The sequence below is a fragment of the Rhodococcus sp. OK302 genome (assembly GCF_002245895.1).
Taxonomy (GTDB): domain Bacteria; phylum Actinomycetota; class Actinomycetes; order Mycobacteriales; family Mycobacteriaceae; genus Rhodococcus_F.
In genome coordinates, this window is record NZ_NPJZ01000001.1 from 193,154 (window position 1) to 214,774 (window position 21,621).

Annotated in this window: 20 protein-coding genes and 1 pseudogene; 7 read left to right on the forward strand and 14 right to left on the reverse strand. The window is 61.3% G+C overall.

Annotated elements, in window-relative coordinates; all coding sequences use genetic code 11:
* The first annotated feature begins 178 nt into the window (after nt 1-178).
* A complete protein-coding gene (locus BDB13_RS00900) occupies nt 179-1,336 on the forward strand; it encodes an acyl-CoA dehydrogenase family protein (RefSeq protein ID WP_094269990.1) in 1,158 nt (385 codons plus the stop codon).
* Between the two features lie 40 nt (nt 1,337-1,376).
* On the opposite strand, the gene BDB13_RS00905 is transcribed toward BDB13_RS00900, so the two are convergent.
* Nucleotides 1,377-2,408: a phosphatidylinositol-specific phospholipase C domain-containing protein gene (locus tag BDB13_RS00905; protein ID WP_254922655.1), complete on the reverse strand. Its 1,032-nt coding sequence runs from the start codon at nt 2,406-2,408 to the stop codon at nt 1,377-1,379.
* 130 nt (nt 2,409-2,538) lie between these two features.
* On the opposite strand from BDB13_RS00905, the gene BDB13_RS00910 reads away from it, so the two are divergent.
* The gene (locus BDB13_RS00910; protein ID WP_094269991.1) at nt 2,539-4,071 is read left to right on the forward strand and encodes an AMP-binding protein; all 1,533 of its coding nucleotides are present in this window, start codon (nt 2,539-2,541) and stop codon (nt 4,069-4,071) included.
* 37 nt (nt 4,072-4,108) lie between these two features.
* Here the strand turns inward: BDB13_RS00910 and BDB13_RS00915 are convergent, their stop codons facing one another.
* Together BDB13_RS00915 and BDB13_RS00920 are read right to left on the reverse strand one after the other, a co-directional pair.
* A complete protein-coding gene (locus BDB13_RS00915; RefSeq protein ID WP_094269992.1) occupies nt 4,109-4,828 on the reverse strand; it encodes a response regulator transcription factor in 720 nt (239 codons plus the stop codon).
* Nucleotides 4,825-6,006, reverse strand: coding sequence for a sensor histidine kinase (locus BDB13_RS00920; RefSeq protein WP_094269993.1), 1,182 nt, complete (start codon nt 6,004-6,006; stop codon nt 4,825-4,827). The genes BDB13_RS00915 and BDB13_RS00920 overlap by 4 nt, the downstream gene beginning before the upstream one ends.
* Nucleotides 6,007-6,433: 427 nt before the next feature.
* Between BDB13_RS00920 and BDB13_RS00925 the strand changes: the two genes are divergently transcribed.
* Together BDB13_RS00925 and BDB13_RS00930 are read left to right on the forward strand one after the other, a co-directional pair.
* The gene (locus BDB13_RS00925; protein WP_094269994.1) at nt 6,434-7,729 is read left to right on the forward strand and encodes an RCC1 domain-containing protein; all 1,296 of its coding nucleotides are present in this window, start codon (nt 6,434-6,436) and stop codon (nt 7,727-7,729) included.
* Nucleotides 7,730-7,782: 53 nt separating this feature from the next.
* The gene (locus BDB13_RS00930) at nt 7,783-10,125 is read left to right on the forward strand and encodes a putative Ig domain-containing protein (protein ID WP_094269995.1); all 2,343 of its coding nucleotides are present in this window, start codon (nt 7,783-7,785) and stop codon (nt 10,123-10,125) included.
* Between the two features lie 48 nt (nt 10,126-10,173).
* Here the strand turns inward: BDB13_RS00930 and BDB13_RS00935 are convergent, their stop codons facing one another.
* Complete coding sequence (locus BDB13_RS00935) at nt 10,174-10,725, reverse strand: TetR/AcrR family transcriptional regulator (RefSeq protein ID WP_094269996.1); 552 nt, start codon at nt 10,723-10,725, stop codon at nt 10,174-10,176.
* 161 nt (nt 10,726-10,886) lie between these two features.
* Here BDB13_RS00935 and BDB13_RS00940 point away from each other — a divergent pair, with 161 nt between their 5' ends.
* Together BDB13_RS00940 and BDB13_RS00945 are read left to right on the forward strand one after the other, a co-directional pair.
* Nucleotides 10,887-12,122 carry a cytochrome P450 gene (locus BDB13_RS00940; RefSeq protein WP_254922656.1) on the forward strand — a complete coding sequence of 412 codons (1,236 nt, stop codon included), beginning with the start codon at nt 10,887-10,889 and terminating at the stop codon, nt 12,120-12,122.
* 122 nt (nt 12,123-12,244) lie between these two features.
* Nucleotides 12,245-12,973, forward strand: a complete 729-nt coding sequence (locus BDB13_RS00945) for a hypothetical protein (protein ID WP_094269997.1) — start codon at nt 12,245-12,247, stop codon at nt 12,971-12,973.
* Nucleotides 12,974-13,278: 305 nt separating this feature from the next.
* On the opposite strand, the gene BDB13_RS00950 is transcribed toward BDB13_RS00945, so the two are convergent.
* The 9 genes from BDB13_RS00950 to BDB13_RS32690 all read right to left on the reverse strand — a co-directional run bounded on the left by BDB13_RS00950 (nt 13,279) and on the right by BDB13_RS32690 (nt 20,336).
* A complete protein-coding gene (locus BDB13_RS00950) occupies nt 13,279-13,917 on the reverse strand; it encodes an alternate-type signal peptide domain-containing protein (RefSeq protein WP_176459496.1) in 639 nt (212 codons plus the stop codon).
* 41 nt (nt 13,918-13,958) lie between these two features.
* Entirely contained in the window at nt 13,959-15,110 is a 1,152-nt protein-coding gene (locus BDB13_RS31580; protein ID WP_141210598.1) for a hypothetical protein, read from the reverse strand.
* Nucleotides 15,103-15,711, reverse strand: a complete 609-nt coding sequence (locus BDB13_RS00960) for a signal peptidase I (RefSeq protein ID WP_254922985.1) — start codon at nt 15,709-15,711, stop codon at nt 15,103-15,105. Before BDB13_RS00960 ends, BDB13_RS31580 begins: the two co-directional genes overlap by 8 nt.
* Nucleotides 15,711-16,310, reverse strand: a complete 600-nt coding sequence (locus BDB13_RS00965) for a SipW-dependent-type signal peptide-containing protein (protein ID WP_094269999.1) — start codon at nt 16,308-16,310, stop codon at nt 15,711-15,713. The genes BDB13_RS00960 and BDB13_RS00965 overlap by 1 nt, the downstream gene beginning before the upstream one ends.
* A gap of 9 nt (nt 16,311-16,319) precedes the next feature.
* Nucleotides 16,320-17,066 carry a signal peptidase I gene (locus BDB13_RS00970; RefSeq protein WP_094270000.1) on the reverse strand — a complete coding sequence of 249 codons (747 nt, stop codon included), beginning with the start codon at nt 17,064-17,066 and terminating at the stop codon, nt 16,320-16,322.
* Nucleotides 17,063-17,602, reverse strand: a complete 540-nt coding sequence (locus tag BDB13_RS00975) for a hypothetical protein (protein ID WP_094270001.1) — start codon at nt 17,600-17,602, stop codon at nt 17,063-17,065. Before BDB13_RS00975 ends, BDB13_RS00970 begins: the two co-directional genes overlap by 4 nt.
* Before the next feature lie 25 nt (nt 17,603-17,627).
* Entirely contained in the window at nt 17,628-18,137 is a 510-nt protein-coding gene (locus BDB13_RS00980; protein ID WP_094270002.1) for an alternate-type signal peptide domain-containing protein, read from the reverse strand.
* A gap of 1,294 nt (nt 18,138-19,431) precedes the next feature.
* A complete protein-coding gene (locus tag BDB13_RS00985) occupies nt 19,432-20,064 on the reverse strand; it encodes an alternate-type signal peptide domain-containing protein (protein WP_176459497.1) in 633 nt (210 codons plus the stop codon).
* Nucleotides 20,065-20,105: 41 nt separating this feature from the next.
* A complete protein-coding gene (locus BDB13_RS32690) occupies nt 20,106-20,336 on the reverse strand; it encodes a hypothetical protein (protein WP_254923066.1) in 231 nt (76 codons plus the stop codon).
* A 4-nt stretch (nt 20,337-20,340) separates the two neighbouring features.
* Here BDB13_RS32690 and BDB13_RS32695 point away from each other — a divergent pair, with 4 nt between their 5' ends.
* Complete coding sequence (locus BDB13_RS32695; RefSeq protein WP_254923067.1) at nt 20,341-20,589, forward strand: hypothetical protein; 249 nt, start codon at nt 20,341-20,343, stop codon at nt 20,587-20,589.
* Nucleotides 20,590-21,437: 848 nt separating this feature from the next.
* On the opposite strand, the pseudogene BDB13_RS32700 reads toward BDB13_RS32695, so the two are convergent.
* A pseudogene (locus tag BDB13_RS32700) lies at nt 21,438-21,587 on the reverse strand (signal peptidase I); the annotation flags it as partial.
* Nucleotides 21,588-21,621: the final 34 nt, after the last annotated feature.

Genomic DNA, 21,621 nt, shown 5'->3' on the forward strand with positions numbered 1-21,621 from the left:
CGTTGCTACCGAAGTCTCATCTTTCGGCAGAATCTTGTTCTTATGAGTTAGTATTCACTTATTGACGGAAACTGTCAGCGTATCCCAGAATTCAGTCTCACCATCAGGTTAGAGAACCTTACCGCACCGAGCCGTCTGACACCCAACTTTCAGGGTACCGAGCCGAAGGGAGAATCGCGTGAAGAGAACCGTCTTCGACAGCGATCACGAAACATTCCGACAGATGATCCGAACATTCATCGCCAAGGAGGTCGTCCCGTCCTATTCCGACTGGGAGGAAGCCGGCATGGTTCCGCGGTCGCTGTACCGCCAACTCGGCGACCTGGCGATCTTCGGAATCGAGATTCCCACGGAGTTCGGCGGCGGCGGCCAGACCAGTTTCAAGTACCAGGCCGTCATTCGTGAGGAGACCGCTCGGGCCGGCGTCACCTTCGGCGCCGACGTCGTCCACACGGGCCTGGTCCTGCCCTACCTGGTCGAATACGGAAATGCGGAGCAGAAGGCGCGTTGGCTGCCCGGATTCCTCTCCGGCGAGATGATGACGGCCATAGCCATGACCGAACCCGGTGCGGGCTCCGACCTTGCCGGCATCACCACCACTGCAAAGCTTTCCGACGACGGCACCCACTACGTCCTCAACGGTGCCAAAACCTTCATTACCGGTGGCGTCCAGGCAGGCCTGATTCTGGTGGTGTGCCGCACCAGTCCGCGCACAGCCGAGAACCGGCGTGCCGGATTGTCGATCCTGTGCGTCGATACGCGCTCCGAAGGGTTTGTGGTCGGCCGCAAGCTGGACAAGCTCGGCCTCCGAGCGCAGGACACCGCTGAACTCTCCTTCACCGATGTCGTCGTTCCGACAGAAAATCTTTTGGGGACCGAGGGCGAAGGCTTCTCGTACCTCACTCAGAACTTGGTGCGCGAGCGACTGGGCGCAGCCGTCGGCGCTTATGCAAATGCCAGCGCGGCAATCGAATTCGCGAAGACGTACGTGCAGCAGCGTCAGGTCTTCGGAAAACCGGTGGCAAGTTTCCAGAACACGAAGTTTGTGCTGGCCGAGTGCTCGACGGAAGTCGCGGCCGCCCAGGCCATGGTGGATCGCGCACTCGATCTCGATGAAATCCGTGAACTCACCGTCGCCGACGCCGCCCGGGTCAAACTGTTCTGCACCGAGATGGCCGGTCGCGTCATCGACAAGTGCCTTCAGCTTCACGGAGGCTACGGCTACATGCGGGAGTACCCGATTGCCCGCCTGTATGCCGATACCCGTGTCAACCGCATCTACGCCGGTTCCAGCGAGGTGATGAAGACCATCATCGCGAAGGACATGGGTATCTGATCTCGAAGTTCCACCACCGCAACGGTTTTGTCGTGGGATGTCAGCGGCGTGGAATCACGGTGGCCAGCACGCTCGGAAGTTTCGACCAATCCGAGGTGATGTAACTGGCATGATCGCCGGCCAGTCGATCAAGTCGGTCCTGTGCCTCGCCTTCCGACGCGTGTGTCCCATCGATTGCGGGCGTCACGTTCTGAGCGTCCGTCATGATCAGCAGATAGCCACGTTCGTGGTACCAGCTGGGATCGATTGCGCCGCCGACGTATTCGGCTGCGTCACCGTCGAAGAGAACAAACCACGGTCGCACCGACGGGTCCGCGTACCGGGCAATGCGCGGATCACCCTCCGACGCACGATGCACCGCGGGGAACGCCGACGCTTCCTCGAGCCGATTCAGGGCCGCGAGATCGCGCAGGTGCGTTGCGTATTCGACATCCGCCCACCACGTATCGAGCGGATTCTTTTCCTCGATGGTTCCGGGAATCAACTCGAAGATGAACTTGCCGGCCATCGCGTTTTCCGACGGCCAACCTCGCTGGGTAACTGCCTCGTCCGGCGTCGAAAACTGATCGCCCACCAGATCGGCCGGGGTGAAGACGGCGTCGCCCAGCGTGCTGAGAATCAAAGCGTCGAGGTCGGCCGGGCCCCGCCCGTACCCCACTGTGAATCCGTCTTTGAGTTCGAGTTTGACCATCACCGGCGGATGTTCCGGATTGACGTCACTCCACGCCCGCATGTCGGCCAAGCATCCCGCGAAGCCTTGATCTCGAAAACCGCTACGTAGCCCCGCCGCATTCTGCGCACCGACGCAGTTACTGTTACTGCCAAAAGGATTCTCGTGCGAAACCCGCCAGTCCGTGCCCGCGACGTTGGTCCACAGATCCAATTCGATGAGAGCTGCGCCTGAGTCGAGAGCGTCGGCAAAATACGGGAAGGTCGACTTCTCGTAAGAATTGTGGACGCCGACGGACGTCGTATCACCAAACGATGTCATTCCGGGTACTGCACCTGCCACCCCGAATCCCGTCAGGGGGAGGACGAGGGCACCGAGCAACACCACACCTAATCTGCGCACCCGAGAACTCTCGCACGTCAGCGGCCATCAGGTGGCCGCTTTGCGCAGTTCGCTTGGATCCTCGAAGCAGCGCATTCTGTGCCGATGCGATGATTCTGGAGTAGTTCGTTCACAGTTCCGGAGGACAGTCGTGTTTCTGACCCAGTTCATTCATCGTGCCTTGCGCGAATCACCGGGACGTCCCATGACCGTCTTCGGAGATCGAACCTTCACGACGGCCGAGTCCGTTGATCGTGTGGCTCGGTTGGCGAGCGGACTCGGCAGCGGCAGGGGTGACTGCGTATCGCTTCTTGCATTGAATTCGGACCGTTGTCACGAGACAATTTTGGCCGGCTGGTGGTCCGGTGCCACGGTCAGCCCGCTCAACTCCCGGTGGTCTGCCGCGGAAATAGCTTATGCACTCAATGATTCGGGATCGACCAGCCTGATCGTCGACGAGAACTCAGCCCCACTGGTACCGGAACTACGCGAACTCTGCCCCGATTTGGGACGCGTCGTGTTCTGCGGTTCCGGAACGGTTCCGACGGGAATGATCGACTACGACAAGCTCATTGCCGAATCAGAGCCTGTCCCGGATCTCCGAATCGGCGACGACGCCGTTGCTCTTCTGCTCTACACCGGCGGTACAACCGGGCGCTCCAAAGGCGTGATGGTCAGCCACAAGGGATTGATGACGTCGACGCTGGGAACACTGGCTGCCGGCAAGCCTGCCGTAGCCGACGGCGTCAACCTGCTTGCCAATCCACTGTTCCATATCGCCGGTATCGCGAGTTGGATGGCGCAGAACATGATGGGCGGCACGCAGGTCTTTCTCCCCGTGTTCTCACCGCAGGCAATGCTCGAGGCCATCGACCGGCACCGGCCCACCACGGTGGGCGTTGTACCGACCATGCTTCACATGTTGGTTACCGCAACAGATCTCGACGCTTATGACCGCTCGAGTGTTCAGGTGGTTCGGTACGGCGCCTCCCCCATTTCACCGGCTCTACTGGAACGCTCGATGAAGGCTTTCCCTCGTAGTGGTTTCACGCAGGGGTACGGAATGACCGAGACCGCACACATCACTGTGCTGAGCGCCGCCGATCACCTCATTGGTGGCGATCTGCTTCGATCAGCGGGCCGCGCACTCCCCCATTGCGAAGTGCAGATCCTCGACCCCGCCGGAAACGAAGTGCCGTCTGGAACTGTCGGCGAAATCGTCACGCGCGGCGACCATCTGATGATCGGCTACCGCAACCTCCCGGAGGAGACAGCGGCGGCCTTCGCCGGCGGTTGGATGCATACCGGCGATGCCGGGTATCTCGACGAACGCGGATATCTGTTCATTGTCGATCGAATCAAGGACATGATCATCACCGGAGGCGAGAACGTCTACTCCACGGAGGTCGAGAACGCCTTGTCGCAACATCCGGCGGTTGCCGCCTGTTCCGTTGTGGGCGTGCAAGATCCGAAGTGGGGCGAGCGGGTCCACGCCGTCGTTGTTCTTCGCCCCGGCTCCCAGACAGATTTCGACGAGCTTCGCGCCCACGCGAAATCCCTTGTCTCCGGCTACAAAGCACCGCGATCGATCCAGTTTGTTGACGCCCTGCCTCTTTCTGCTGCCGGCAAGGTACTCAAGAGGGATCTGCGCGATGCTGCGGAGACAGGTGACGTCCCGCAATAAACAATTGCACCATCCGTCTTTCGGATTCTTCATCGGCCTACTTCACACCATCTGACAAGGATTTATGCGACCTTGCCGGAGCTCTGGGGGTTTGCCCGGGTGAGACGATTCCCAACTCGTAGGCGCGCACTACGAGCTGCGCCCGGTCTCGGGCAACGAGTTTGGTCATCGCCCGGTTCACGTGTGTTTTGGCGGTGAGCACAGTGATCCCCAGCGTGCGCGCGATCTCGTCGTTGGCGGCTCCGCCCGCCACTTGAACCACCACCTCACGCTCCCGCGGGGTCAGATCGTGCAGCAGGCTGTCGCCGCGAATCGCCGACCCGACGGGCCGCGCCAGGAACTCGTCCACCAACAACCTTGTGGCCGTGGGCGATAGCGGTATGGTCCCGCGCGCCACGGAGCGAACAGCGTCGAGTAGCTCCGCCGGCCGCGCATCCTTGCCCAAGAATCCAGCTGCGCCCGCACGCAGTGCCTTGGCAACATTCTCGTCGAACTCGAATGTCGTGAGGATCAGCACGCGTGTTCGCGCCAGCAGCGGATCAGCCGCGATCGCTCTGGTCGCCTCGATGCCGTCGAGGTTCGGCATGCGAATGTCGATGATCGCCACGTCCGGCACTGTCCGACGCGTCGCGCGGACGGCTTCGGCGCCGTCGCGTGCTTCGGCGACTACCTCCATGTCTCGTTCGGAATCGACGAGCAGACGCAATGTGCTGCGAAAGAGTGCCTGGTCGTCGGCGATGACCACCCGTATCGTCATCGGCTCCGCACCTCGTAGGCGGCGAGCGGGAGTTCGACGGCGACCACGAACCGGCCGCCGCTTCCGTCGTCGGCGTCCAGGTGTCCGCCCGCGGCACGCACTCGCTCGCTCATTCCGGCGAGTCCGAAACCACCTCCCGTCTTGCGCCGGCCCGCCGCGGCGATCCGGTTTCCGACTTCGATGGTCAGTGTCGACAACCGGTACGTCATGGTCAGGGTCACCGGTTCGCCGGGGGCGTGCTTGGCGGCGTTGGTGAGCGCCTCCTGAATGACCCGGTAGGCGGCCAGCTCCACATCCGGAGTGGCCGGGCGGACACTGCCGGCGACGATTGTCCGCACATCGAGGCCTGACGCGAGGGCCGCGTCGACGAGCGCGTCCACATCGCCCAGCCCCGGCACCGGCCCTCGCGGATCGTCATCGGCGGCACGAAGCATTCCGACGAGTCCCTTGATCTCGCGGAGGGCGGCCTCGGAGTTCTCGTGCATGCCGGCCAGTGCCTGCGCCGCGAGTTCGGGGCGGTCGAGCACGTGGCGCGCGGTCCCGATCTGCAAGTTGAGTGCGGCCAGGTGATGGGCGACCACGTCGTGGATGTCGCGGCTGATGCGCAGTCGTTCCTCGGTGACCCGACGCTCCGCTTCGTATTCGTAGAGTGCCGCCGACACCTGCGCGCGTGTCTCCACCGCCGTCACATAGCGGTTACGGGCTCGTGTTACGCCGCCGATGGATGCGCCCAGCAACGGCCAGCCGATCAGACCGACACGTTCCACGAGGAGCCACTGCGGGCCGAGTATCGCAGCAACACAGGTCAATCCGACGCAGACCGCGGCTGTCGCTGCTATCGCGGTCCGTGCTTCGAAGCGTGAAGCGAGGGTGCACAGACAGACGCTGAGGGGCAAGGTGGCGGCCGCGTTGAACTGGCCGGAGTAGGCGATGTAGGCGACGGTGCCCGCCGTGGTGATCGCGAGTGCCCACCACGGGTGGGTGCGTTTGACCGTGAGTGCGGCAGCAGTCGACACGACAATCAGTGCGGCGATCGTCGACGTGTCACCCGGGCGTCCGCCGCGCTGTTCGAATCGCAGCGCGATGACCCCGCAGGCCCCGACGAACACCGCGACTACGCCTGCCGTCAGCACCGGCCGTCGATACGACAGCTGCACCCACCGTTCCACCACATCCATGAGGAGAAGAATAGGAGTCAAGTGGGCATTTGCGACAGTCTTCTACTGCGGACGCGGTACGCCGGAAGACGAGAGAATTCGCGGAGCGCGAGGCTCGAAACGTGGGAAATGCTGCGTGTCGATCGCCGCCACCGCCCCGACCGCCTGTGACTGCGGATTGGGAGATCGCGAATACCGATACCCGCCGTGACCAGGGATTCGATGATTTGTCGAGTCCGCCGTCGCGGCACCGCCAGCAGATCGACGAGCCGCTACCGGGACCGTCAACTCCTTGCGGCACAACCTGAATCGGCGCTCGAAGGAGTTCGGGGCAAGTTCGCTGTTGACCCCAGATTGAGCCCAATTTGTCCGTTACAGTCACACGCAATTCCGGGCCGCCGCCAGTTGACACCCCGAACCCTCCACCCCATAGTCAAGGAGCCCCTGCATGTCCACCCCACTACTCGACCGCCTACCACGTACCCGCGGCAGATCCCGACTCCTGCGCGCCGTCCTGACCGGGCTGGCGGCGACCGGCATCGCCGCCGCGCTCGCAGTCCCCGCCGTCGCCGCGCCGGTCGGGGTCCCGGTATCACCCGGCGGCAACGCCGTCGGCTGGGGAAACAACGACGACGAGCAGGCCACGGTGCCCGCCCCGCCCGTCGGGCAGACCTACACCGCCGTTGCTGCCGGCGACGCTCATTCCCTCGCGCTGACCTCCGACGGACACGTCATCTCCTGGGGATCCAACGACTACGGTCAGCTCACGGGCACGCCGACCGGCGGGGGCTATGTTGCTCTCGCCGCCGGCGATTACCATTCTCTCGCGTTGAGCGCCGACGGCCACATCACCGCCTGGGGATCCAACGACTACGGGCAGCTCAACAACACGCCGACCGGCGGCGGCTACACCGCCATCGCCGCCGGCATCTACCATTCCCTCGCGCTGAGTTCCGACGGCCACATCACCGCCTGGGGAAACGGTGGCGAAGGGCAGCTGATCGGTACCCCGACCGACGGCGGCTACATTGCTCTCGCCGCCGCCGGCACCCATTCCCTCGCGTTGACCGGCGACGGCCACATCACCACCTGGGGAAACAACAACTACGGGCAGCTCACCGGAACCCCGACCGACGGCGGCTACATTGCTCTCGCCTCCGGCTACAGCCATTCCCTGGCGCTGACCGGCGACGGCCACATCACTTCCTGGGGACTCAACAGCTACGGGCAGCTCACCGGAACCCCGACCGGCGGCGGCTACACCGCGATCACCTCCAGCAGCAACCATTCCCTCGCGTTGAGCGCCGACGGCCACATCACCGCCTGGGGATGGGACGTCTCCGGGCAGGTGAGGGATACGCCGACCGGCGACGGCTACACCGCCCTGGCTGGCGGCTTCCGCCATTCCCTCGCCATAGACGCGTCGACCGCGCCGACTCTGACCGGCGCACCGCCCGCCGCCACCGCCGGCCAGCCCTACACCCACACCTTCACCCTCACCGGCTTCCCCACACCCACTGTCGCAGTGACCACCGGTGAACTCCCCGCAGGTCTGACCCTCACCTCCGATGGTGTCCTGTCCGGCACCCCGACCGCTGCCGGAACATACACGTTCACGGTGACCGCCACCAATGACATAGATCCGGCGGCAACCTTGGAGGTCACCGTCACCGTCGCGGAAGCCACGACCACCACGCCGTCGACCGGGTCCCTCGGCATACTCGGCACGATCTTCGGGTCCTGACCTCGACGCCCTGACCAGACCCTCCGGAAACCCGCCCCGAAAGGCACGCCACCATGGCACTACTCGATCACCCCCGCAGACCACACCGAAGCAGATTCCTGCGAGGGCTGGCTGCTCTAGTAGCCTCCGGGGCCCTGGTCCTGGCCGTCGCGACCGCTGCTGCGGCCACACCGGTCGGTGTGCCGGTCACATCTCCCAATACCATCGCGGCCTGGGGATACAACTACTTCGGGCAGGCAACCGCCCCGGATGGTAGCGCTTTCACCGCCGTCGCCGGCGGCGAGGCCCATTCGTTGGCGCTGAAAGCCGACGGCACCATCACAGCCTGGGGAAACAACGCCTACGGGCAGGCCACCGCCCCGGCCGGTTCCGGCTACATTGCCATCGCCGCCGGCGGCACCCATTCGGTGGCGTTGACCGCAAACGGCACCATCACGGCCTGGGGACGCAACAACTATGGGCAGACCACCGCCCCGGCCGGTTCCGGCTACACCGCCATCGCCGCCGGCACCAACCATTCGTTGGCGTTGACCGCCGACGGCACTATCACAGCCTGGGGACGCAACAACCTCGGGCAGGCAACCGCCCCAACCGGTTCCGGCTACACCGCCATCGCCGCCGGCGGTGCCCATTCAGTGGCGTTGACCGCAAACGGCACCATCAAAGCCTGGGGAAACAACAGCTTCGGGCAGCTCAACATCCCGGCCGGTTCCGGCTACAAAGCTATCGCCGCCGGCACCAACCATTCGTTGGCGCTGAACGCCAACGGCACCATCACAACCTGGGGATACAACGGCGACGGGCAGAGCGCCGTCCCGGGAGGTAGCGGCTACACCGCCATCGCCGCGGGCACCCATTCGTTGGCGTTGACCGCTGACGGCACCATCAAAGCCTGGGGATACAACGGCGACGGGCAGACTACCGCCCCGGCTGGTTCCGGCTACACCGCCATCGCTGCCGGCCTCTCCCATTCGTTGGCGCTGAAACCGCCGGCCCCGGCAGCCCCGGCATTCGTTGATGCTGGCCCCGTGACCGTGAACGGTATCGCCGGAACCGAACTGACCCACACATTCGCCGTCACCGGAATCCCGACCCCGACCGTCACCGCCACGGGACTCCCCACCGGACTCACCCTCAGCCCCGCCGGTGTCCTGACCGGAACACCCACGACCACCGGAACGTTCCCCGTTACCGTCACCGCAGACAACGGTGTCGGAAACCCCGCTGCCCTGACGGTCACCCTCACTGTTGCCGCAGCTCCCGCAGCGCCGGTGTTTACCGACGCCGGACCTGTCACCCTCAATGCTGTAGTCGGAACAGCACTTTCACGCGAATTCACGGTCACCGGCAACCCCACCCCGACTGTCACGGTGATCGACCCGTCGAAGCTGCCCACCGGCATGACCTTCACCAACGGTGCGTTGTCCGGAACACCCACCACGGCCGGTACTTACACGTTCACCCTCGAAGCGGCCAACGGTATCGGCACTCCTACCACTTTGACCGTCACCCTCACCGTCGCCGCAGCGCCCGCAGCTCCGGCGTTCACGGACACCGCACCTGTTGCATTGGATGCTGTTGTCGGCACAGCGTTGACCCGAGAATTCACCGTAACCGGTAACCCGACACCCACCGTCACGGTGGTCGACCCGGCGAAGTTGCCCATCGGCATGACGTTCACCAACGGCACCCTCACCGGGGCACCCACCGCGTCCGGGGTCTACCCGTTCACCCTCAAAGCCGCGAGTAGTACGGCGCCTGATGCCACCCTCGAGGTGACCGTCACCGTTGTTGCAGCACCTGCTGCTCCGGCATTCGTCGACGCCGGCCCGGTCACCGCGAACGGTATCGCCGGAACCGAACTGACCCACACCTTCGCCGTCACCGGAAACCCGACACCGACCGTCACCGCCACGGGACTGCCCACCGGACTCACCCTCAGCCCCGCCGGTGTCCTGACCGGAACACCCACCGCTGCAGGATCGTTCCCGTTCACCGTTACCGCAGACAACGGTGTCGGAACCCCCGCCTCCTTGACCGTCACCCTCGAGGTTGCCGCAGCTCCCTCAGCTCCGATATTCACCGACGCCGGACCCGTCACCCTCAATGCTGTAGTCGGAACAGCACTTTCGCGCGAATTTACGGTCACCGGCAACCCCACCCCGACCGTCACGGTGGTCGACCAGTCGACGTTGCCCACCGGCATGACGTTCACCAACGGCGTGCTGTCCGGAACACCTACCATTGCAGGTACTTACACGTTCACCCTCGAAGCTGCCAACGGTGTCAATCCTGATCTGACACTCACTGTCACCGTCGATGTCACGGACGCTCCGAGCACCCCGGAGGAAAACCTGTTCGGATCGCTCGAGCAGATCTTCGGTTTCGGAAGCTGATTTCTTTCCGGCCCGTGCACCCTTGATTGTGTGGACATCCTGACGACGTCACGCAATAAACGATTCCACCATGCGCCTTTCGGCTACTTCATCGGCCAGCGGCCAAGCCAGTAGCGCCAACACAATCCGGACCACCCATTGCGAGGTTTCGTCTCCCGCATCCAGGCCCGCGAGTTCGATTGCGGTGTCGCCAAGCAACTTCGATGACGCCACGTAGTTGTCCATCCCGGTTGCCCGGGCCGCAGTCAGGCCGTCACTGACTGCGGCGTCGGCGCGAATCGCGCGCACCGAAACAAGAATGGCTTCGACAACCCGAGGCTTGCCCGTCAACGATGCAACGGCGGCCGAGACTTCCCGCGCTACTGCTGCTGCACTGCGCGCCATCACCCCGTCACGGATTGCCGCCTTACCGCCCACGTAGCGGTACAGCGTGGCCCGTGAGCACCCGGCGCGCTCGGCTACGTCGTCGACGCTGATGGAGTCGAATCCGTGATCACGGATCAGCTCTGCGGCCACGTGATAGATGCGTTCGATGGCAAGCTCCCGGCGGTTCCCTCCGGCCAGCCAATCCGTTGCATCCGATGCACTTTGTCTTACCATGAGACAAGACTAGCCAGAATTCTCAATTCTTGATGTGCGATCACCGCCATGACCAGCACTGAATGCCAGCACTGGCTAGGCCGTGAGAATTCTCTGAAATTGCAGGTCATCCAGTATTTTCATCGGTTGACAAGCCTGGATTGGACCTGAATTCTGAACCGGTGACCGCCTCAATCGACATCGATCCCTTTGCTCCCGCCAATATCGACAACCCGTATCCGCTGTATGCGGCACTGCGACGCGACCACCCCGTGTACCGGATTCCCGATACCGACTTCTACCTCGTTTCGAGTTGGGAACTTGTCACCGAAGCGCTCGGCCGTACTGCGGACTTCTCGTCCAATCTCACCGGCATCCTGGTTCACTCGGCCGATGGATCACCGACTACGTTCGACCTCGACGGCGGCGGGCAAGCCATCCATGTTCTTGCCACCGGCGACGATCCCAGCCATCAGCAGCATCGCAAATTGGTTCTGCCAACGCTTGTCGCCAAACGCATCCGGGCTATGGAGCCGTTGATCTCCGACTATGCAGAAGAGTTGTGGAACAACCATTTTGACGGTCGCAACATCGAATGGGTATCTGTAATTGCAGATCAACTGCCACTGCGGATGGTCGCCCACCTGATCGGGTTGCCGGAATCCGATGTACCGCAACTCCTTACGTGGTCTTACAACAGCACTGAACTGCTCAGCGGGATAGTCACAGACAATCGCCTGCCCGAGGTTGTCACGGCCGCGACCCAACTCACCGGCTATCTGTACAGAAAACTGGCCGACGCCCAACACTCCCCCGGCGAGAATCTTCTCGGCGATTTAGTGCGCGCTTGCAACAGCGGCGAGGTCGATACAACAGTGGCCGTCCTCATGTTGGTACAACTGGTGGGCGCCGGCGGCGAATCCACCGCCGGGTTGATCGCGAACGCTGCGAGGATTCTTGCCGAGAAGCCTGAACTGCAACAACAACTTCGAGAAGATTCTTCTTTGATCGCCTCCTTCCTCGAAGAGGCACTGCGGCTCGAATCACCATTCCGCGGACACCACCGACACGTCAACGCGGATACGACGTTGGGCGGTATCGAACTGTCCGCAGGTAGTCATCTAATTCTCTTGTGGGGCTCAGCAAATCGCGATCCGACAGCCTTCGAGAACCCGAATGTTCTCGACCTCAACCGGACCAATCTTCGGTCGCATCTCGCCTTCGGGAAAGGTGCGCACTTCTGTGTGGGCGCTGCCCTTGCCCGCCTGGAAGCAAAGATCGCCCTGACGCTACTACTCGCGAAAAGTGAGCACGTATCGCTGGCTGAATCTGCGCCCCCGGAGTGGGTACCGAGCCTGTTTGTGCGACGCCACCACAGCTTGCACCTGACCGTCCAAGCGACTCCCACCGCGGAGTGAAAACGAACATCAGTTTACCGCTAGCAATAACCAGCCGAGGAATCGAAAAATCCTGCGCTACTACCAGATACGCACTTGCCATTAGCCTCTAATCGGGCGATTTGCGGGCTAGAATCGAGGTTATGAAAACAATCAGTTACGCACCCGCAAGATCCGGAACACCAACCCGAACTATCACCGGCGTGGTCCTCGCTTTTCTGATCGCAGCCTTCGGCGGACTCTTCCTGCCGAGCGTCGCTCAGGCAGCCGATGCACCAGTCGAGGCCCTCGAATATTCCGCCGACGGCAACACCTGGGGCGATCAGAATGAGATCGTCTGGAGCACGGACATACTCAGCCCCGGTAACACCAACACCACCACGTTCCACGTACGCAACGCCACCAATACCGCGGGCGTAGTCAATTTCTACCCCGGCGACTACAAAATATCGCCCGCCATGCAGCTGTTCCTGCGCGTTGACGTCAACGGAACTGCGGGCACGTCGGCAGTCATCACCAATCATGAAACGGCACCCGATGCCCTGCTGAACTCGGTGCACCTCGAGCCCAATCAGTCCGCGAAGGTCGCATTTGTTGTCGGAATGCCCTCGACGGCTGGAAACGAGTCGCAGAATGGCAACATCACGGACCTCTGGAACGTTGTGTTCACACCCGATGCCATTGACGGCGGCACCGGTTCGTTCGGATCACTCACCGCCGGTTCGCTTGGATCGCTGGGCTTCGGTTCGCTTGATTTCGGATCCCTGAATGCCGGATCCTCGGGTTCCGGATCGCTTGACCTGGGATCTTCCAACTACGTATCCTCGAGCTTCGGTTCGATCAACGTCGGATCTGCAGACTTCGGCTCCTGATTTTCACCTCCTGAATCTTCTCGAGCAGTACCCCGACAAGGCCGGGCAGCGACTACGCTGCCCGGCCTTTCAGTTTCCCTAACCTCTGTGCAGCGCAGCCCATTTCACCGGCACATGCCTGTCACCTGCACGGATCCATCGACTGCACCGTCCTTCCCGTTGTATGACCTTCTTGGCAGGACAGCCATTTCAACTACCCAGACCATTCATGCTCGCCGGCTGGCCAATAAAAACACGATGGCAGGGTAGCGATTTCGCTACCCTGCCATCGTGTTTTGTAGTTCTTGCGGTGATGCAAAGCTGACTTACGTCGGCTGCTGTACCAGGCTCACGTTGAACTCTGCGAGCCGCACAGACTGCTCCATCGACAGGTTGGTTGCCGCTTTGTCGAAGGTGAACTTGATGGTCACATCGACGTTCTTGCCGTCCTGGGTGGTGTCAACAATCTCGCCTGTCGCGCCCACCGGAATGGTTCTGCCGTCGAGCGACACGGTGGTAACCGGCTTGAACTCTTCCAACAGCGGACTGTCGCCGCTCACACCCAGGTCATTGGTGAAGAGTTTGGCTTTCAGGCCAGTTCCCTTGAGCTCCAAAGCAAATTTGGCATTGAAGGTCAGAACATCACCCGGCACCACGATCATCGTGTTGATATCGATCGGGCCGTTCTGGTCCGACCAATTGGGGGCAGTCACCGGCTTGAGAGCCAGCGATCCCGAACCCACAGGCGGCGCGGTAATTGTTGTGGTCGGCGGCACGGTTGTTGATGTGCCGGAGCCCCCGCCCGAAGATCCACCGGAACCGGAGCCGGTACCGAGAGAACCCAGCGAGCCCGTGCCGGCGCAGCCGGTAAGGAATGCCGCTGAGCCGAGCATGACCAGTGAAACACCGATCATTTTGGTACGACGCGTGTTCCATCGACTGGCGGGAACGGTGCGATCATTCATCCGAACTCTCCCATTCCCGATTTCCGTGTTGTCAGTAGTCATCACTGCAGCCCGTCGATCCAGGCTGCGATGTCTGCCGGCGCATCAGCAGCGGTGACGGTGGTCGCGGTACCGAAACTCGAGACCCGATAGATGTTCCCGCCGTCCACAATCCACAGTTGACCGTTCGAGTCCCACTTCAGTTCAGCACTACTACTGACGGCGGTGCTCGAGATTTCGTCGCCGGCACTGTCGGTTACCACTACTGCCGCACCGGCATCCGTCTGAACCAGTGTTGCCGTAGCGCCTGAGGTTGATACCTCGGGGGCGGACAGGGCAACAACCGGAGGCTTCGGCGGTGTTGTGGTGGTTGTGGTGGTAGCCGGAGCAACAGTCGTCGTTGTTGTCGGAGTTGCCGACTCCGTTGTTGTGGTGGTCGGAACCTCCGTCGTCGGAGTGGTGGTCGGCGTCTGCGTCGAGGTGGTGGGAGCCGCCGGCGTGGTGGTTGGAACCTGAGTGGTGGTTCCCTTTACCTCGGGGTCCGCTGTCAAGCCCTGCTCCACATCCATCTCAAACGCCTCAGGCGCCATCCCGCGTGCGGCGGAGCCATTGGGGTCCGGAGTTGTCGGGTCCCAGGTGGTGTTGTTTTCCCAGCCCTGGTTATCGACGCGGAAACCGGAACCAGTGCAGTGGGTACTATTCGTCGAAAATGAGAACACTGTCCAACTTACAGACCCAGAGGAGACCTGTCGTGTTTCCCACGTGGAACCACTCGCAATATGTACAGTCTGGACAAACACTCGATATGATTTCGAGTTGACTGGACCCGTATTATTCCAAGCTCCGACATAGTCATACATACGGAATGGACCCAAACTGGTCCCCGTCTGATAGATCACTTCATCAGTACCGGTCGCATTCAACGAAAGTGTGATCTTGTAGCCGTACCCCGCACCCGCGCTAGGCCAGGTGACCTTTGCCTTTGCATCCCAGTTCGCTGTACCGCTCGTATCGCAATCGATCGACGCAGGCAGCGGCGTCGGAAAGAAGTTACCCGTCGCTACCTGGGCGCCAGTCGAATTGACCGCGTCAGTCGAGACAGCCAATGTGCCTGTTGCCTGCGCAACTCCGAGTGCTATTGCTGCAGCGCCACCGATCGCGATCAACGACCGCAGAGACTTCATACGGGTGCGAGCCCGTCGCATTTCAACCATTATGAGCCTCCTGAAGCTCCCCGCGAGTTTCGTCAACATCGACGCGGGCGTCATTCGTAGTGGCGGCGCGGGCATTCTCCAAACGCCGGTCTTTAGTTCTTCCAAACGCGATAACGAGGACCGCACCTACCAGTCCGCCACCGAGGAAAATCGCTAGCGGACTTGATAGCCAAGCCACGACATAACCGAGGCCTCCAACACTGAAGAACACGCGATCCGCCTCGGTGATCGTGTACGGCATCTGATCGGCCACATTGTTGGCATCTCCCTTCAGAGTGGCGAGCACCGTGTTCGCGCCGGCCGGCTCGAGCTCGACAACACGGTGAGTGATGCGCACGCCCTGGTCATTGTCGACGCTGATCACATCGCCAACGGCCAGTTCAGTTGCCGGCACCGTCTTCGCCAACGCCAGTGCGCCGGTGGAGATCTCCGGTTCCATTGAACCCGAGCGGAATACGAGCGGCTTGATCCCGAAGAGAAGGGAGGCGAGAGTGGCGATGATGCAGATGAGCCCGGCGACCGCAGCTACATTCAGCGCGATTTCCTTGCCACGATTGTGTTCCACGGTCACCTCCTCATCGGCGCCGATCGTCGCTGTAATCACGGCGCTACGGCGGTGAAGTTGAAGCCGAGGTCGGCGATCTTGAACCGCTCAGTCAAGCCAGCGCTGGAATCGACGGTGACCTTCACACACACCTGCTCGGACACACCCGCCGCGAGTGGCCTGCCAGTGGCGAGCGTGCCACCGAATGGCTGCGCCGCAGTGATGATCGGCCCCTGACAAGTGATGCCGTCGTTGGCTGCTGTCTGATGCAGAGCGACCTTGAGCTTGCCAATCAGTTCCGGCGAGCCTGTCGCAACGGCGGAGACCGCCCAGGTGAAGTTGAGTGTTCCGGCGTTCTCAACTTTCAGGGAGGCCGCCACACTGTCACCTGGCATCATGCTGCTGCGCTTGAGCGTCGTAAATGCGTGAGCGGGGTGCTGGTCGTCGACCTTCAACAGGATCGACGAGGTACTGAACATGCCGGTAGTTGCAGTGGCGCTGTCAGTCCACGCCGCCATTGTGCCAACGGCGCCGAGACCCAGGACCATACCGAGGGAGAGGACGGCCCGGGCACGATTCCAGCCGGTTTCACCGATACGGCCTCGCATCCGCGCCCCGAGACGGACGTCGCCGCCCGATTTCTGTTGTGTAGGCATTCTGCCGTCCTAATTCGTTTCGGAGGTTGAGGCCGATGGGTCGGCGACGGGCAATTCTGATGCGCCAAATTCCGGGCCGGAGGTAGTTGGGCCGGTGCCGGACTTGTTGTCCTCACCGACTTTTCGTCGCTTGTCCCGGATGCCTCCGATGATCATCCAGACGGCGTACACAGCCAGACCCGAAGCCACGACTGTGATGAGGATCGAACGCGATTGACCGTTGATCACCGAGTTCACCTGTCCCAGATACGGCACCGCGTAGATGACCCGGCCTCGAATCTGTTCGGGCACCAGCAAAGTCGCGTCGGCGACGTTGTTCGCGTCGCCGCGAGTCCGGATGCTGCGCTCACCTTCCACGGTGTAGAAGATCGCCTCGATGCGGTGAGTGACCACCGCGGGCTCGCCGGAGACGGGCTGGAACGTGATCACGTCCCCGACGGTCAGGTCCTCATTCGGTGTCGGCTTGACGACGATGAGAGTGCCCGGGGGCATGGTCGGTTCCATCGAGCCGGTGAGAACCGTGTACGCGGTAGAACCCGTGAGCCGAGGGATAAGGACCATCACCGCGAGAATGCCGACCATCACTAGCAACAACACCCACGAGACGACGGTCCGAACCCACCACCACAGGGTGGTCTTGTCTTCTCCATCAGACTCGGGATCGTGGTGCTGCTCAGGTGTTTCCGCGTGTGCAGGGTGCCGAGGTCGGTACTCGGCACTTTCGCTCGCGCGCTGGCTTCTCGCGGTGATAGTCATGTCCGGCTCACCGAGTTTGCAGCGAAGGTGAACGTGGCGTCGGACTTCTGGTTTGCTACCGCAGTCAATCCGAGGGTGGCACGCAGGCACAGCACCTGCGACTGACCAGCCTGGATGAGCTGGGGCAGAGAAGTGAAGTTCGCGCCGGCCATGGCACCGTCGTAGAGTTGGGTGCCCACATTGCCCGTTGCGGGGCAGTCCGCTGTAGTCGCCACCTTTGCCACGTGCAGGGTTAGCGGCGGCGGTGTGGTGCCGTTGAGCACTACATTGGACAGCGAGTAGTTCATCTGCACGTTGCCGGAGTTGATCACCGGCAGTGGCACCTGAATACTCTCGCCCGGGGCTTTGTTATCCAGCTTCAACCCGTCGAGTTTGAAGCTGATGTTGCCAGCGGAGATGTCGAGCAGGCCGGCCGTAATCGTGCCGCCGGTGGATTGCGCCGTATCGCGCCACGACGCGCCGGTCTGCTGCACCGAGACAACCCCGATGAGCAGAACCGACGACGCTGCGAGCGCCCATTTGTACTGGGTCTTCACGTGACCTTCTTTTGGTTACGGATTACTAGAACGACTGATCGAGGGTGACCACGCCACCGGCGAGGCTGGCGGTCTTGGTCTGGCCGGTGTTGTCGACCTCGCCCACCTTCGGCAAGAAGGTGATCTCCGTGGTGTAGGAGGCGGTCTGGCCCAGTCCCGCGGTGAACACCGTCGTGATTCCGGGGGCAGCAGCGACGCTCAGCTGGCCCAGGTTAACCAGGTCTCCGGTAACGCCCGAGAGCGACGGCGTTAGCGTGGCCTTCAGGTTCTTGCCGACGAGGTCGAACGTGTAGTCGGCGGTGTAGGAAACAACGTCACCGGGCACGATCCGGTCGGTCAACGGGTCGAAGGCGCTGCCATCGGCCCACTCCCACGTGCCGGTCCCGACCTGCTCGATCGCCATGCTGCCGGCTGTGATCGTCGTACCCACACCCGCTGTGGTGGAGGCGCTCCAGGCAGCCATGGTGCCCGCGCCGCCGGCGAGAAGCAGTGCGGCGAAAGCTGCGGCGATGGCGCCCTTGGTGGTCTTCTTCATCTGGGTATTCCTCCTGTGCTTTCGCGGCGGGATATCCGGCGCGCTTAGTTGAGCCCGGACTGCAGGAAACGCAATCCGGTGGAGCAGCCCCGGAGCGAGGCATGAGGTTCAGCCACCACGGTGATACCGGGATGAAGAGACGACGGATCCAGTCACGTGCACCCAAAGCCGGATGCACGTTCACAGTCGTCTGCCGTAAGTGCCAAACACGTTGCGGAAAACTTGCGAGCCAACCTGCTGTGCATGTATGCCCTCGCTCATACATAGCCAGCAGTTTGCGTCGGATCAATTTTTACCACACGTATCAACTTTTGTGGCGGTTTTTCTGGACGAATGTTTAGAAGTCATTCAAACGGCCGACATCAGAAGTTCCAGCCCGCTGACCAGGAAATTTAGAATTAGTTAGCTATGCGTCGTAACCAATTCGCGCGCAAAATATCTGTAACGGATTGGGCATCCGCTCCGATTGCCCACCAAGACGACTAACAGACTTTTGGTTTGTTTTAATGCAATTACTCATACCGCGATCCGGAACACAGTGACGTCCAGGCAAACAAACCGACCGGAGAGGTATACGTCCGCCTACTGGCCTCCCACCTGCAAGCACTGCGCATTGCGCCCTCATCAACACGCTACAAGGCTCTCTAACAGGAAGATTACTTCCACCCGCACCAGCACTCAGCGATGACCTCTCCAGAACTAGAGCTTGCCCGACGACTCTTCGGCGAAGCATGCCGTTGCATGGTCGTAGCTACAGAAACACTTCCGAAAGAAGCGCGTCGCGACCCGGCCTCACAACCGACTGGCCTGCGTAGCTCGATCCGTGATCCAAAGAATGGATTCCATTCCAATTGCCCAGGCAATAAACACAGTTAGCGGAGTTCAGCCTAACTAACACCAATTAATTGTGGCATCGCATTCAATTGCCGTATTCATTGCACTGACGTCGTAGAAAGCGCATAGTTTCGAACTCCGAGAATGGCAATTTGCCGGTTGATAGCAACGGAATCCAGTCCGGAATCTGGTCACCGACGACGTGGCCCGCAGTCCGTAAAACCAGCTGGACGGTCGGGTAAATTTCCCCTGAAACTGCACTCCCCCAATAGATTTGTCCACAGTGTCGACTCTCGGGCACTTGCCGGAATTATCGGCCCCACAACAACTCGTAGCCGCAGTCTCCGGCGCTACAGCGGCACGTGGAGAGCTTCTCACTCAACCACAACAAGTGGGCCGGGTAGCGAATTCGCTACCCGGCCCACTTGTTTGAACTATTCAGTTGAGAAGACTGCCAAAACTATGCAGGTTGCTGCACCAAACTCACGTTGAACTGGGCAAGTTGCAGAGCTTGATCCATCGAGGCGTTAGATGCCGCAGCCTTGTCGAACGTGAATGTGATTGCCACATCAACGTTCTTGCCGTCCTGAGCGGCACTGACAATAGTGCCGTCCGCGCCCACGGGAATCGGCGTTCCGTCGAGCTTGACCGTGGCAACCGGCTTGAGTTCCCCCAGCAGCGGGGAGTCGCCGGTCACTCCCAAGTCGCTGGTCGACAGTTTCGCCTTCATACCAGTTCCCTTGAGCTCCAAGGCAAATGTGGCGTGATAGGTCAGCACATCACCGGGGACGACGCTCATCGTGTTGATGTTGATCGGACCGTTCTGGTCAGTCCAACTCGGTGCGGTCACCGTCTTCAGTGCCAATGATTCCGGATCTATCGGCGGGGTGGTGGTCGGCGGCACGGTGGTTGTACTGCCCGCTCCCCCACCGGATGATCCCGCAGAACCGGAGCCCAACGAACCCGAGCCCAACGAACCGGTAGCACCACAGCCTGTGAGGAACGCGGCTCCGCCGAGCATAACCAGCGAAACACCGATCATCTTGGTACGACGCGCATTCCATCGACTTGCGGGAACGGTGCGATCATTCATCCGAACTCTCCCATTCCCGTCTTTTAGTTGATCAGTGCTCATCACTTCAGCCCGTCGATCCAGGCAGCGATGTCAGCCGGAGCATCGGCAGCAGTAGCCTTGGTCGACTTCCCCGAGCTCGAGACCTGATAGATATCCGTGCCGTCCACAATCCACAACACCTCTGAGTCGGACTGCCACTTCACCTCGGCCGTCGCGCCGACGGGCGTGCTCGAGATTTCCTTGCCGGCACTGTTGGTGACAACAACTGCAACACCCGCGCTGGTCTGCATCAGAGTGGCGGTATCGCCGTTCGACGAGGTTTCCGGATCACCCACAGCGATCGGAACTTCCTTGCTGGGAGTTGTTGTCGTAGTAGTTGCACTCGTTGTTGTTGTCGGAGTGGCCGACTCAGTTGCACTTGTCGACGTTTTCGTCGTTGTCGCGACATCCGTGGTGACGGGAGCTGTAGTGGTGACAGTCGGAGTCGTCGTCGGACTGGTGGTCGGCGCAATCATCCGCGACTCAGCAGTGGGCGAATCCTGAAGTGCCTGAAGAGATTGGACGCCCGCATTTGCACTGTCGCAGCCAATGGACGTCTGTGCCCCAGGCTGCCAGAGGTTGTAGCCACGCCAATCAGTACCTGTTTGCGTGGTGATTCTATTAACTGAGACGACACGTACCGTGTACATATAGCCAGTACCGCTGTACCCGCCGTCGGTGTACTTCATGGTGATAGACACCTCTGACCCCACAGCTGCCGCGACTCCCGGGTCGACGGGGTAATCCTTCCAAAAGGTGTCACTGCTGCCATTGCGATAGTAGTATTTAGCAACGTATTTGAATGCAGGACCGAGGTGCGGCCACTTGACCGTCGCCGACTGCGAACCACCGATACCATTAGTAGTGCACGTTACGTCAGATGGCGCGGGCACGATATTCGAATTCACTTTCAACTGACCGCTTTTCGCGACCGAGCTGATAGTGAAAGCAGCGACAGTGCCACTTACTTGCGTCGCACCAAAGACAGCCAGTGCTGACACGCCCAGTATCGTCAGCTTGCGAAGCGACAGCGAGGAACGCAAGCCAGCAGTTCCAGAGCCTGCTGAAACGAGCGAAAATTTCTTCGCTTCAACAGATTCGGTGTCCGAGTTGGCAACACCGCCGCTAGGACCGTCCTCCGAATCGTCCTTGCGGGAGTTTGGCCGGAAGGCGACCATCAACAGACCTGCAACAAACGCACCGCCGAGGAATACCGCAATCGGACTCGAAAGCCAAGCAACCGCGTAGCCCAATCCGCCTACACTGAAGAAGATCCGATCAGCTTCTGTGACGGAATACGTCTCAGTGTCGGGAACTGTATTCGCGTCACCCTTGAGCCATACATCCACGGAGTTGCCGGTCTGCGACTCCATGTCGTACACGCGGTGAGTGATGCGTGTGCCCTGTTCGTTGATGACGCTCACGATGTCACCGACAACAAGGTCCGTGGCCGGCACGCTACGAGCTAATGCCAGTGAACCGGTAGTAATTTCGGGCGACATCGACCCCGAGCGGAACACCAACGGCTTGATACCG

Bases quoted from the DNA above. Each gene is read 5' to 3' on its own strand.
- BDB13_RS00985 (WP_176459497.1), bottom strand. From the start codon at position 20,064: ATGAATGATCGCACCGTTCCCGCAAGTCGATGGAATGCGCGTCGTACC.
- BDB13_RS00965 (WP_094269999.1), bottom strand. From the start codon at position 16,310: ATGCCTACACAACAGAAATCGGGCGGCGACGTCCGTCTCGGGGCGCGG.
- BDB13_RS00970 (WP_094270000.1), bottom strand. From the start codon at position 17,066: ATGACTATCACCGCGAGAAGCCAGCGCGCGAGCGAAAGTGCCGAGTAC.
- BDB13_RS00935 (WP_094269996.1), bottom strand. From the start codon at position 10,725: ATGGTAAGACAAAGTGCATCGGATGCAACGGATTGGCTGGCCGGAGGG.
- BDB13_RS00980 (WP_094270002.1), bottom strand. From the start codon at position 18,137: ATGAAGAAGACCACCAAGGGCGCCATCGCCGCAGCTTTCGCCGCACTG.
- BDB13_RS31580 (WP_141210598.1), bottom strand. From the start codon at position 15,110: ATGGTTGAAATGCGACGGGCTCGCACCCGTATGAAGTCTCTGCGGTCG.
- BDB13_RS32690 (WP_254923066.1), bottom strand. From the start codon at position 20,336: ATGCAGACCAGCGCGGGTGTTGCAGTTGTTGTCACCAACAGTGCCGGC.
- BDB13_RS00950 (WP_176459496.1), bottom strand. From the start codon at position 13,917: ATGAATGATCGCACCGTTCCCGCCAGTCGATGGAACACGCGTCGTACC.
- BDB13_RS00945 (WP_094269997.1), top strand. From the start codon at position 12,245: ATGAAAACAATCAGTTACGCACCCGCAAGATCCGGAACACCAACCCGA.
- BDB13_RS00920 (WP_094269993.1), bottom strand. From the start codon at position 6,006: ATGGATGTGGTGGAACGGTGGGTGCAGCTGTCGTATCGACGGCCGGTG.
- BDB13_RS00930 (WP_094269995.1), top strand. From the start codon at position 7,783: ATGGCACTACTCGATCACCCCCGCAGACCACACCGAAGCAGATTCCTG.
- BDB13_RS00925 (WP_094269994.1), top strand. From the start codon at position 6,434: ATGTCCACCCCACTACTCGACCGCCTACCACGTACCCGCGGCAGATCC.
- BDB13_RS00915 (WP_094269992.1), bottom strand. From the start codon at position 4,828: ATGACGATACGGGTGGTCATCGCCGACGACCAGGCACTCTTTCGCAGC.